At 64.2% G+C, this 12,322-nt stretch carries 11 protein-coding genes; 10 read left to right on the forward strand and 1 reads right to left on the reverse strand.

Going from position 1 to position 12,322, the window contains the following annotated elements; all coding sequences use genetic code 11:
* Positions 1-142 precede the first annotated feature (142 nt).
* From ACN0S5_RS15915 to ACN0S5_RS15950, 8 genes are all read left to right on the forward strand, one after another.
* Positions 143-1,306 (forward strand): hypothetical protein, encoded by a 1,164-nt coding sequence (locus ACN0S5_RS15915; RefSeq protein ID WP_417209720.1) that lies wholly within the window; start codon positions 143-145, stop codon positions 1,304-1,306.
* A 94-nt stretch (positions 1,307-1,400) separates the two neighbouring features.
* Positions 1,401-1,946, forward strand: coding sequence for a TRAP transporter small permease (locus ACN0S5_RS15920; RefSeq protein ID WP_417209721.1), 546 nt, complete (start codon positions 1,401-1,403; stop codon positions 1,944-1,946).
* A complete protein-coding gene (locus tag ACN0S5_RS15925; RefSeq protein ID WP_417209722.1) occupies positions 1,939-3,249 on the forward strand; it encodes a TRAP transporter large permease in 1,311 nt (436 codons plus the stop codon). Before ACN0S5_RS15920 ends, ACN0S5_RS15925 begins: the two co-directional genes overlap by 8 nt.
* Positions 3,246-4,043: an SDR family NAD(P)-dependent oxidoreductase gene (locus ACN0S5_RS15930; protein WP_417209723.1), complete on the forward strand. Its 798-nt coding sequence runs from the start codon at positions 3,246-3,248 to the stop codon at positions 4,041-4,043. Before ACN0S5_RS15925 ends, ACN0S5_RS15930 begins: the two co-directional genes overlap by 4 nt.
* Positions 4,044-4,304: 261 nt before the next feature.
* Positions 4,305-5,048: a FadR/GntR family transcriptional regulator gene (locus ACN0S5_RS15935; protein ID WP_417209724.1), complete on the forward strand. Its 744-nt coding sequence runs from the start codon at positions 4,305-4,307 to the stop codon at positions 5,046-5,048.
* Positions 5,049-5,176: 128 nt separating this feature from the next.
* Entirely contained in the window at positions 5,177-6,409 is a 1,233-nt protein-coding gene (locus ACN0S5_RS15940) for a CaiB/BaiF CoA transferase family protein (RefSeq protein WP_417209725.1), read from the forward strand.
* A gap of 10 nt (positions 6,410-6,419) precedes the next feature.
* Positions 6,420-7,772 carry an MmgE/PrpD family protein gene (locus ACN0S5_RS15945; protein WP_417209726.1) on the forward strand — a complete coding sequence of 451 codons (1,353 nt, stop codon included), beginning with the start codon at positions 6,420-6,422 and terminating at the stop codon, positions 7,770-7,772.
* 85 nt (positions 7,773-7,857) lie between these two features.
* Positions 7,858-8,652 carry an MBL fold metallo-hydrolase gene (locus ACN0S5_RS15950; RefSeq protein WP_417209727.1) on the forward strand — a complete coding sequence of 265 codons (795 nt, stop codon included), beginning with the start codon at positions 7,858-7,860 and terminating at the stop codon, positions 8,650-8,652.
* A gap of 16 nt (positions 8,653-8,668) precedes the next feature.
* Here the strand turns inward: ACN0S5_RS15950 and ACN0S5_RS15955 are convergent, their stop codons facing one another.
* Positions 8,669-10,057: a hypothetical protein gene (locus tag ACN0S5_RS15955; RefSeq protein WP_417209728.1), complete on the reverse strand. Its 1,389-nt coding sequence runs from the start codon at positions 10,055-10,057 to the stop codon at positions 8,669-8,671.
* A 198-nt stretch (positions 10,058-10,255) separates the two neighbouring features.
* Here ACN0S5_RS15955 and ACN0S5_RS15960 point away from each other — a divergent pair, with 198 nt between their 5' ends.
* Together ACN0S5_RS15960 and ACN0S5_RS15965 are read left to right on the forward strand one after the other, a co-directional pair.
* On the forward strand, positions 10,256-11,524 hold the full coding sequence (locus ACN0S5_RS15960; protein ID WP_417209729.1) for an acetyl-CoA hydrolase/transferase family protein: 1,269 nt from the start codon (positions 10,256-10,258) through the stop codon (positions 11,522-11,524).
* A gap of 10 nt (positions 11,525-11,534) precedes the next feature.
* Entirely contained in the window at positions 11,535-12,305 is a 771-nt protein-coding gene (locus tag ACN0S5_RS15965) for an enoyl-CoA hydratase/isomerase family protein (RefSeq protein WP_417209730.1), read from the forward strand.
* Positions 12,306-12,322: the final 17 nt, after the last annotated feature.

A 12,322-nucleotide genomic window follows, 5' to 3' on the forward strand; every position in this document is an offset into this window, starting at 1 on the left:
TGGGGCGGGCGGTTTCAGGGGAAGCTACCGCCGCACGCCCGCAACGTCAAACCATTTAAATGAATGCATCACGTTGGATTTTCTTGACGCGCACTAAACCATTGTGTTGATCTAAAGGAAATTTAAGGGGAGGACCTTTCCGATGACTAACACGAATCCGACATGGGGCCTTGCTGTGGCAAGTGTTGCGGCGTTCGGACTGGCCGCCAGTCAGGCTGCGGCCGATCTGCGCTTTACTTTCGGGCAACCCGAAAGCTACGCCACCTACGAGGCCACGAAGGCCTTTGTAGACACGCTCGGCGAAGCCGGCGTACCGGGCAAACTGTTTACCTCCGGGTCGCTTTTGACACTGGGCGAGACCACGCCCGGCGTGCGCGACGGCCTGGCCGATATCGGCTTTGTCGTCCTGCCCTACACACCGGCCGAGTTTTCCGAATCGATCCTGATCGCGAACCTGTCGCTGCTGGCCACCACCGGCGAGATCGGCGAGGCGCTCGAAGTGCCCGGCGCCAGCATGAACGGCGCGACAATGGAATACATCATGCTGCACTGCCCCGAGTGTCAGGCGCAGATGAAGGCGCAGAACCATGTCTTTACCAGCGGCACCTCGTCGCAAGACTACGTTCTGGCCTGCACGGCCCCGATCCGCTCTCTGGACGACTTTCAGGGCAAGCGCATTCGTACGGGCGCAGCCAATTTCACCCGCTGGACAGAGTATCTGGGCGGCGTTCCGGTCCAGATGCCCGGCAATGAAACCTACGACGGGCTGAGCAAGGGTTTGCTGGATTGCACGACCATCGGTCTGGCGGATTTCTACGGCCAGAAGCATATCGAAGTGACCAATGCGGTGGTGATCGGGGCGCCCGGCGGGGTCTATGCCTCTTTGGGATTCGCCAATTTCAACCGTGACAGCTGGCAGGCGCTGAGCGCCGAACAGCGTGCCGCGGCGCTGAATGCCGCGGCCTACGGCTCGGCCGCGTCGGTGATGGCCTATTCCGAATTCGACAAGGTCGGCTACGACGCCACCGTCGAGGGCGGCAAGCACGAGATCATCGAGGCCTCCGACGATATCGTGGCCAAGACCGTGGAGTTCGCCGAGGCTGACCTTGCCACGATCGAGATGGAAATGTCGAAGAACTACGGGGTCGAGAACGCTGCTGAAAAGCTCGCCACCGCGCGCGCTTTGATCGAAAAGTGGAAGGGTCTGACCAAGGACATCAAGCGCGGCGACACCGAGGCGCTGGCGCAACTCTACCGTGACGAGATCTACTCCAAGATCGACGCGGCGACCTACGGCATGGACTGATCCCCGCAGGACAGGGCGGGCGCGTCACACCCGGCGCGCCCGCCCCGGCCGGGGCCGATAGCTTTTCACAAGGGGCAAGAGAACGATGCGGCGAATGGCGCGCGTGGTGGATTTTCTGACGCTGGTCCTGGCGGTGATCGCCGGGATCGCCGTGGTGTCGTTGATGATCCATGTCACCACCGACGTGGTCATGCGGGGGCTGTTCAAGAAGGCGCCCACCGGCACCATTGTCTTTGTGTCGAACTATTACATGGTGCTGATCGTCTGTCTGCCGCTGGCTCTGGTCGAATTGCAGAAGAGCTATATCAGCGTCGACGTGATCACCGGGCTGCTGCCCGCAAGGGCGCAGCGCCATCTCTACGCCTGGACCCTTCTGGTGTCGGCCTCGATCTTTGGTCTGGTCGCCTGGGCCAGTTGGCAAGAGGCCGTTACCCAGTACCGTCTGGGCAAGTTCGTGATCGAGGGCGGCATTCGCTTTTCCACCTGGTACGGCTATTTCGCCATGCCCCTCGGCTATGGCTTTGGCGCCGTCTACATGGTGCTGAATTTTCTGAAATACCTCACCGGTCAGGATGGCGATGACGGCACCATCGACGCGGAGTCCGAGACCGAGAAATTCGAGCAGGTGATGCATGACTGATCCCCAGATCGGTGCGATGGCCATCGGCGTCCTGTTTCTCCTGATCGCACTGCGTGTGCCCATCGCCGTGGCCCTGACAGGGGTGCCGTTCTTCGGCATCTGGTATCTGATCAACTTCAAGGCGGCGGTCGGCGCGCTGAAGGTGATCCCCTATTCCTTTGCCGCCAACTGGCTGCTCAGTTCGGTGCCGATGTTCCTGCTGATGGGCTACCTGGCCTATCACACCGGCATCACGAGGGGCCTGTTCAACGCCGCCCGCATCTGGCTGGCGCGGCTGCCCGGCGGGCTGGCCATCGCGTCGGTGATGGGGGCGTCCGGTTTTGCGGCGGTCACCGGATCGTCGGTGGCCTGCGCCGCGGCGATGGGCCGGATCGCGGTGCCCGAGATGCTGAAGAACCGCTACGATGCCGGGCTTGCCACCGGCACGGTGGCCGCTGCTGGCACCATCGGCGCGCTGATCCCGCCCAGCATCCTGTTCATCATCTATGGCATCATCGCAGTGGTCCCCATCGGCGACCTCTTTCTGGGCGGTGCCATCGCCGGGCTGCTGACGGCCTTGTCCTATGTCGCGGTCATCCTGATCCGGGCCAAACTGACGCCGGGCCTGGTGCCAACGCTGGATGAAACCTACACCGCGCGACAGCGCATGGCGGTGCTGCTGGAGATTTCTCCGATCCTGCTTTTGGCCTTGCTGGTTTTCGGCGGCCTGTTCGGCGGTTTCTTTACCGCGACCGAAGCCGGGGCGGTGGGCGCGGCGATCTGCGCGGTCATTGCCTTCTTCAAGGGCGGGCTGACCTGGCGGGCAATCAAGGCGTCCGTGTCCGAGACCATCACCACCACAGCCGCGATCTTTGTGATCGCGATCGGGGCCAACCTGCTGGGCCGCTTCGTCGCGATTTCGCAGGCGGATGTCTGGATTTCCGACCTTGTGGGGCTGTTCGCTTCGAACTTTGTGCTGCTGATGGGGATGATTGTCCTGCTCTATCTCGTGCTGGGCATGTTCCTCGATCCGCTGGGTGCGATGCTGCTGACCATGCCGATCCTTCTGCCGGTGATGCGCGATCAGGGACTGGACCTGCTTTGGTTCGGCGTCATTCTGGCCAAGCTGCTGGAGATCGGGATGATCACGCCGCCGGTGGGCCTGAACGTCTTTGTCCTGAAAAGCGTGGTTGGCGACGCCGTGCCCATCGGCACGATCTTTCGCGGGGTGGCCTATTTCCTGCTCGCCGACCTGATGATCGTGATCCTGCTGATCGCCTTTCCCGAAATCGTTCTCTATCTGCCAAGGGTGTTCGACCAATGACACAGGAAAACGCATATGGGCTGGCTGGACAGGTCTGCGTTGTGACCGGCGGCGCCAGCGGCATTGGCCGCGGCATCGCCCTGGCCTTTGCCCGCGAAGGCGCGCGGGTGGCGGTACTGGACGTGGACGAGAGCGGCGCGGCAGAGACTGTCAGGCTGGCAGACGAAGCCGGGGCAGAGGGGGTTGCCATCCGTTGCGACACCGCCGACCCGCAGAGCATCGACGCCGCGCGGCGCGCTGTCGAGGCACGGTTCGGCGCGGTCGGGGTTCTGGTCAACAATGCCGGAATCCTCGGGCGGGGCGGACCGCTCATGGACCTGCCGGTCGCGGACTGGGATCGCCTGATGAATATCAACCTGCGGGGCTATTTCCTGTGTGCGCAGGCCTTCGGCGGCCAGATGACCCGTCGCGGCAGCGGAGCCATCGTGAATGTCGTGTCCATCACCGCGGAAACCGCCCTGCCGAATTCCGGGAACTACGGCATCGCCAAGGCCGGTGCGGCGATGATGACCAAGTTGCTCGCCGCCGAGCTTGGGCCGCATGGCGTGCGGTGCAACGCCGTGCATCCCGGCATCATCCAGACCGCGCTGAACCAGGCGAGTTTCGCGGACCCCGCGATCGCGGCCCATCGGAACCGCAGCGTTCCGATGGGGCGTGTCGGTCAGCCTCGGGACATCGCCGAGGCGGTGCTGTTCCTTGCCAGCCCGCGTGCGGGCTACGTGAACGGTGCCGAACTTCTGGTGGACGGCGCGATCCGTCAGGGCCTGCTGGCGCTTGCGTCCAAGCCGTCCTGACCATCGCATCGGTGCCGCTCTGCCGGCTGGTGCAGACGGACTGTCGGCTGCGAAACGCTCCAGTCGGCACCGGTGTCGCCGCCACGACGCCATCTGGCGTCAGGCAGGGGCCGAAACGCTGGACAAACCGACCGGCCTGCGATCTAGTTAGATCAATAAGGCGCCATTCGACTGTTGAAGCATTGCGATCATCTCAATAGAAGCGGACAACCCGCAAGGCGCAGAAGTCGAAGGCGTCGAGGAACAATCAGGAGAAAAAGCGTGGCATCAGTTCCGAACAGCAAGGCCGAATATGTTGCCCAGCTTCTGCTGGACAAGATCGTCACCGCCAATCTTGAGCCGGGCACCAGCTTTGGCACCGAGGCCGATCTGCTGCAACAGTTCGATGTCAGCCGCCCGACCCTGCGCGAGAGCCTGCGCATCCTCGAATCCCAAGGCGTGCTGGAACTGCGGCCCGGTCCCAAGGGTGGTATCATGGTGCGCCGCCCCGGCACTGATATTCTGGCGCACGGGCTGTCTATTTATCTGCGGATGCACGACGTGCCGTTCTCTGCGGTGTTGAAGGCGCGCGAGGCGGTTGAACCGGCTCTGGCCGCCGAGGCTGCGGTCAATGGCAGCGAAGAGGATTTCGACGCCATGCAGGCCTCGATTGACAATATGGCGACGATCAAGGATCCCGCCGCCTTCATCGAAGAAAACCGTTTGTTCCATTCGCTTGTCGCCAAGGCAAGCGGCAACAAGGTGATGGAAATCTTCTGGGCCACGATCAGCATCGTCGCCGTCGGCGAAGAGCATGGCGTCCGATACACGCCGCGCAGTCAGAAACATGTCATCGAGGCGCACCGCCAGATCCTTGAGGCGCTCCGGGCTCGTGACAGCGATCAGGCCGCCGAGCGGATGCGGGAACATGTGGGCGAGCTCGAGATGTTCGTGAAGAAAAACTATCAACATCTGCTGGATCAGGCGACCAGCATCGTCGCGCGTCAGGGGCGCCGGGTCAGTTGATCCGGTAAATCCCGGTTGGATCCGCCGAAAGTTCGCGGACCGGGTTGATTATATCCATCTTTTCCATTTAAATGATTTAAGCGGACCGGTTTCCCATGCCGGCCGGTCATTGATTCGGAGGATGGCACATGAAGATCGATGTTTCTCAGGCCGAAGGGGCGCAGCAGGGTGCGCCCTATCCTCTGGACGGGATCACGGTTCTCGATCTGACGCAGATCTATAACGGTCCCTACGCGACCTTCCTGATGGCGCTGGCCGGGGCCAACGTCATCAAGATCGAGCCCAAGACGGGCGAGAACCTGCGCAGCCGTGGCGACCTGGGCGGCGTGGCCTATCCCTTTGCCATGCTGAACTCCAACAAGAAGCCGGTGACGCTGAACCTGAAGTCCGAGCAGGGCAAGGAGATCCTGCGCGAGATGGTCAAAAAGGCCGATATCCTGATTGAAAATTTCTCGCCCGGTGTCATGGACCGGCTCGGCGTCGGGGCAGAGGCTCTGCAAAAGATCAACCCGCGGCTGATCTACGGGTCGAGTTCCGGCTACGGCAGCGATGGCCCATACCGCAATTATCCGGCGATGGATCTGGTCATGCAGGCGATGTGCGGCGTGATCAACTCCACCGGCTTCCCGGACGGGCCGCCGGTCAAGTCGGGCGCGGCATTGTGCGACTTCTTCGCCGGAATCCACCTGCATTCCGCCATCATGATGGCGCTTTATGCCCGCGAACGCACCGGCACCGGCAAGGTCGTCGAAGTGTCGATGCAGGATGCCACCTACTGTTCCCTGGGATCGAACTACGGCATGTTCCACGCCCGTGGCGACGCTGCGCCCGAACGCACCGGCAACCGGCACGGTGGTCTTGGCGTGGCCCCCTACAACGCCTATCCGGCCAAGGACGGCTGGGTGGTCGTCAATGCCCCCGCCGATCACCATTGGCGCGCGATCTGCGAGGTTATCGGGCAACCGGACCTTGCCGATGACCCGCGGCTGGCCACCCGCACCGACCGGGTGGTGAACTTCGAACTGGTCGACGAGTTGCTGGAAGCCTGGATGAAGACGCAGACCAAAGGCGATGCCGCGGCGGCCATGCTGGCCAGATCGGTGCCCTGTGCGCCTGTGCGCAACCTCAAGGAAGTCATGAACGATGAGAACATGCTGGCGCGCGGGTCGCTGCAACCCCTTGATCACCCGGAACTGGGTCGGATCAACGTGCCGCATTCGCCTTTGAACATGAAGGGCGTGCCGCGCATCCCGTTGGAGCCGCACCTGCCTCTTGGGGCAAAGAACGACGAGATTTACGGCGAGTGGCTGGGCCATTCGAGAGAAGAGATCGACCGGATGAAGGCCGACGGCGTCATATGACGGCGTCGGGATGACCAATCCCCGCCCGATCACCGCCGAGCTTGCCCGTTACGCGGTGCAAGCCGATTACGACGCTCTGCCCGGAGAGGTTCAGGTCGAGGCCATGCGTGCCTTCCTGAACTGGATCGGCTGCGCTCTGGGCGGCAGCCGGGAGGATGTCGCGCTGCACGCCGCTCAGGCGGTGGCCTGCACCGGCGGGCCCGCGCAGGCGACGCGGATCGGTCATGGCATGCGCACCGACATGGCCAGCGCGGCGTTCCTGAACAGCGTCGCCTCCAATGCGCTGGCCTATGATGACACGCATCTGGCCACCGTCACCCATCCGTCGGGGCCCGTCGCCGCCCCGCTTTTTGCCCATGCCGAGACAGAGCCGGTCAGCGGCAAGGCCTTCCTCGCCGCGCTGGCCCTGGGAATCGAGGTGCAATGCCGTCTCAGCAACGTGCTGCTTTTGCCGCCGGCGGAGGGAAACGTCGCGCTTTACATCACCGGCCAGACCGGTCCGATCGGCGGCGCTGTCGCGCTTGGCAAGGTCATGGGCTTCGACGAGACGCGCATGGGCTGGGCCATCGGCTACGGCGCGACGCAGGGGGCGGGCATTCGCGCGACCCATGGTGCGATGAGTGCGCTGGTGGTGCCGGGCATCGCCTCGCGGGCAGCGATGTTCGCGGCTCACCTTGCCAAGGCCGGGCTGGAATGCATGGGCGACACGCTGGAAAGCCCCAAGGGGTTCTTCGCGGTCCATGCGCGCGGGGCCAGCCATGATCGGGCGGTCGAGCGTCTGGGCACCTACCACGAAATGCTCGCCAACACATACAAACCCTATCCCGCCGGGATCGTGGTGCAACCCGCCATCGACGCGTGCCGCGATATCCTTGAACAGGCGGGCGGGACAGAGGTCGTCTCGCTCACGCTTCGGGTGCATCCCCTGACCATGACCCTGGCCGACCGCCGTCACCCGAAAGACATGTTTGAGGCGCAAGTCAGCCTGTATCACTGGGCCGCCGCGGTGATCCTGCGCGGCGAATGGGGCGTGGACGTCACCCGCCAGGCGATGATCTCCGACGCCGAAATCGCCCGGTTCCGGGAGCGCGTGGTCGGTGTGGCCGACCCGTCTCTGGGCCGGGATCAGGCCCGCGCCGAGGCGGTGCTTGCCGATGGCCGGCGGTTGACAGCCTGTGTCGAGGCGGCGCGCGGCAGCATGGCGCGAAAGATGACCGATGCCGAGCTTGACGCGAAATTCCTCGGGCAGGCCCGAACCGTATTGAAGGGCGACCGCCCGGAACACCTTTTGGCGCTGCTGCGCGACCTTGCCTCGGTGCCTGACGTGGCGGCCGCCGTGGCCCCGGCCCTTGCCCCATCCTGAGGCCGTCTGACCAAGCCTAACCCGAGGAGTTGAGACACTGGCTTTTCTCTAAGAACCCGAACCCGCGCGTGGAACTGCCCAGCAGGTGGTCGACGGCCTGTCCCGGATCGTCGCGCGCAACCCCAGCCGAATGACCTACCACGGCACCAACACCTACCTTCTGCCGGAAGAGGACGGCTTTCTTGTGCTCGATCCCGGCCCGGCCGACGACCCTGCGCATGTTGCAGAGGTGATCCGCGCGACGAAAGGGCGGATCACCCGCTATGTGGTCACCCACGGGCATCACGACCATGTCGGCGCGTTGCCCGAGATGAAATCCCGTGTCCCGGCCCCGGTCTACAGCTTTGTCAAACCGTTGAACCTTGACCAGCCACGGCCCGATGTGCCGATGCGTGACGGCGACCGGGTGGGAGAGCTGAGGGCGGTGCACACCCCCGGCCATGCGCCGGATCACCTGTGTTTTCAATGGCGCGACGGAATGATCTTCACCGGCGACCACGTTATGGGATGGTCGTCCAGCGTCGTCTCGCCGCCGCTGGGCAGCATGGCGGACTATATTGCCAGCCTTGACCGCCTGCTGGCCCGCGATGACCGGCTGTACCTGCCCGGACACGGACCGGCGCTGGCGTCGCCGCAGGCTTATGTGCGGGAGTTGCGCGACCGCCGCGTCACGCGCGAACGCGAGATCCTCGATGCCCTGCATCGGGAACAGGTGACGGTCGCGGAACTGTCCCGCAGGCTGTACGCAAAGACCGACCCGATCCTGCAAAGCGCGGCGGAACGCAATGTGCTGTCGCATCTCGAAAAGTTGCAGGCCGAGGGGTTTGTGCGAGAAGAGGACGGTTTCTGGTATCCGTCCCACCGGCCCGGCGGATCCTGATGCGGCTTGGGCCGCGTCATGCCACGACAAAGGCGTAGATCAGCGTCCACAGGCAGAGCAGCGCCATGGTGATCACGAAATAGCTGCGGTTCCAGACCCAGCCCACCGCGATCGGGCGCACGCCGCCGAAACGCCCGATCAGCAGGTTGGTTGCCGTAAAGGGCGAGGTGATCCCGGTGAGCGTCCAGCCACAGATCAACGCAACCGCCAGCGCGACAGGCGAAATCCCCAAGATCTCGGCGGGCGGGAGCAACGGCCCGACCAGTGACATGGACAGGATCGGGTTGGCCCCCAGCTGGCCGAGCACCGGCATGATCCAGACAAGGCCGAGCAGAAGCACCCAGACCGGCAGCGCGGTAAGATCGATGCCGGAGGCTCCGATATGGGGCGCCACGAGGACCGAGGCCGTCGAGCCGATGTAGCCGGCTGTCGCGATCAGCAGGATCTCGGCGCGGTAGCCGGGTATCTCTTCGGTGACATAGCTCCTGAACCGCTTCTTCAGGCCGCCGGGTGCCGCCGGCTGGAGCAGGACCCAGACGAACGAGACCGCCGGCACGATCATCAGCACCAGCCCGACCACGCGGATCGGCAGCAGGTAGGCAAGCCCCACCAACAGCCCCAGAACGAGCGCCAGCAAGACGAGCAGCGGGAACAGCGCGGTCCAGCGCCCCGGAGAGCCGGTGGGCTGTGGCCGACGCCCCGCGACCTGCGGTTTGAAGATCGTGTCGACTGCCCAGCCCGTCAACAGGATGATGGCCGAGGTCACCAGACCCGGCACGGCAATGCTCCCCCAGCTAGTGCCCGGGATGACCGCTACGGAAATCGCGATCGAGAAGGACAGCGGCGACCACGACAAAGACGAGGCGAACCCGCGATGGATGGCCAGCAGCATCCGGCGAATCCGGATCTTGCGGATGGTCTCGTCCGGCTCGGACTTGGCGCTGTTCACCGCCAGCGTGCCCAGCAGCTGGATGGCGCCGTAATTCAGCAACACGGCAAAGGCCTGCGCCCCGGCGGTCAACGCCAGATAGCGACGGCCTGGGGGTTGGCGGGCCAGATAGTCTCCGGCCCGCTCCATCGACGGAGATCCGCCCGATGCGTTGCGCAATGCCGTCAGCGCGCTGAAGAAGGCGACGAAGAACCCGGATGTCAGCAGCGCCTTCCAGATCGCCGCTTGCCAGCCCGGCTCCAGCGCGATCAGGGTGAGGGTGGTTGCGGCCGACACGATCAGAAAGATGCGCCCCACGGCCCGTGCGGTCAGCAGCATCACCGCGACGAGGCCAAGCAGACAGCCGACAACGCCAAAGCGGAACACGGTCGCCTGCGTGACTTCTGCGCCTGCCTGACATGCGACCAGGGCAAGGATGAGCACGCCGAACAGGGGCCCTTTTTCTGACGTGATCACGGCGGCTCCAATCCGGCTTGCGACATCCCTGAACGCGGGCCCTGTCGGTTTGGCGCGTTTTGGGAGGGGCGGCAAGGCGCTGGTCCCTGCCGGGTTGCATTCCTTGACCCTATCCGATTGACAAGCGTTGCTCAATCTATATTCATATAGATGATATCACTCGTTATCTTTTGGGCGACAACGGGCGGAAGGCACACCGTGACGACGACACTTCAGCATAGCGCGGACTTCGATTTTTCGACCGTCCTGCAAGCAGGCGATCATGTGATGTGGCCGCAGGGCACCGGTGAGCCGACCGGCCTCAGCGGTCGGCTGGTGCGCAGCGCGCCCGACCTTCCGCCAATGACGCTTGTGCTGGGTATGGTGACCTCCCCGACTCTGCGAGAGATCCGAGGCGACACCATCGACTTCCTGTGCCTGAACGGCGCTGCCGAAACGCGGCGCGCAGTCGCGGCCTCAAAGGGGCGGGTCATTCCGGCGCATGTCTCGGCCATTCCGGAGTTGATCCGGTCGCGGCGAATCCCCGTCGACGTGGCGTTGATCCGGGTCCGCCCGGTCGAGAACTCCTATATGTTCTCGTTGGGCGTGATGGTGGACTTCGTCCACGAGATGATTGCCTCTGCGCGGGTCGTGATCGCGGAAATCGACGAGCGGCTGCCGCTGACCGCACAGGACGCGCTGATTTCGGCGGACAGTATCACGCATCTTACCATCGCCGACGGGCCAGAGCCCTCATTGCCGGACCCGGTGCCCTCGGACAATGACCGGGCGCTTGCCGCGCGCGTTGCGGAACTGATCCCCGACCGCGCAACCATTCAACTGGGGGTCGGCGGGCTTCCGGTGGCCGTCTGCGCGGCACTGAAGGATCACCGCGATCTGGGTCTTCATTCCGGTGTGATCCCGGATGCGGCGGTCGACCTGATGCAGAGCGGCGCGATCACCAACGCCCACAAGGGGATCGACCAGGGCGTGACGGTGACTGGCGGGCTGTTCGGCAGCCGGCGGCTGTTCGATTTCGCCCATGACAACGACGCAATTGCGCTGCGACGGGCGACCTATACGCATTCGGCGCGCGTGCTGGCGCAGATCGACAGGCTGCATACGATCAACTCGGCGGTTGAGATGGATCTCTCAGGTCAGATCAATTCCGAGATTGCCGGGACGCGCTACGTGGGGGCCGTCGGCGGTCAGGTGGATTACGTACGCGGCGGCCGCCTGTCCGAAGGCGGACGGTCAATCATTGCCATGGCCTCGGCCACGCCTGACCTGAAACATTCCAAGATCGTGGCCAGTCTGCGCGGCAAACCCGTGACGACCGCCCGGTCTGACGTCGATCTTGTCGTCACCGAATACGGCGTCGCCGACCTGTGGGGGCTGGACCTTCATGCGCGCGCAAAGGCCCTGATCGCGGTGGCACATCCCGATTTCCGCGAGGCGCTTGAACGCGATTTCGCGGGGCAGGCATGAGGAGAGCTGTTTGACCGATCATATGTTGCAGGAATGGCCCTCGGAGCGGATCTGCGTTCTGCGGCTGAACCGGCCCGAGGCCTATAACGCGCTCAGCCGGGCGCTGACCGACGACCTGAGAGAGGCCGTACGGGGCCTGTCGGACACGCGGGCGCAGGTGTTGATCCTGACGGCCAATGGCAAAGGATTCTGCGCCGGTGCCGACCTGAAAGAGCGCAAGCTTATGTCAGATGACGAAAAATATGCCCATAACCGTGCGATCAACGATCTGGCGAACGAGATCGCTGCCGCGAAGTTTGCCACCGTGGCCGCGATCAGCGGCACCGCGTTGGGCGGCGGGATGGAGATCTCGCTGGCCTGTGACCTGCGTTTTGCCGCCGCGGGATGCAAGATGGGCCTGACAGAGGCGCGAATCGGCGCCATGCCCGGTGCCGGGGGCACCCAACGCCTGCCGCGTCTCATCGGCACCGCCCGCGCGCTGGAAATGATGTATACCGGCGAGCCGATCACCGCCGAGCAGGCCGCCGACTGGGGGCTGGTGAACGACGTTGTGCCGATCGAGGGGTTGATGGACCGGGCCATGGCCTTTGCGGACCTGGTGGCAGCCCGGTCGCGCCGCACCACGGCGCGGCTCAAGGATACGGTCTATCGCGGCCTCGACGGCCCGCTGGCGGGCGGTCTTGAGATAGAGCGCACGGCCATTGTCGAAATTCTGAAATCCGAGGACTACCAGGAGGGGCTTGCCGCCTTCGCGGAACGCCGCGCTCCGGTCTTCGGCTGAACGTCGAAAGGGACACC

It is taken from the genome of Antarctobacter sp. (genome assembly GCF_048262615.1).
Lineage (GTDB): Bacteria > Pseudomonadota > Alphaproteobacteria > Rhodobacterales > Rhodobacteraceae > Antarctobacter.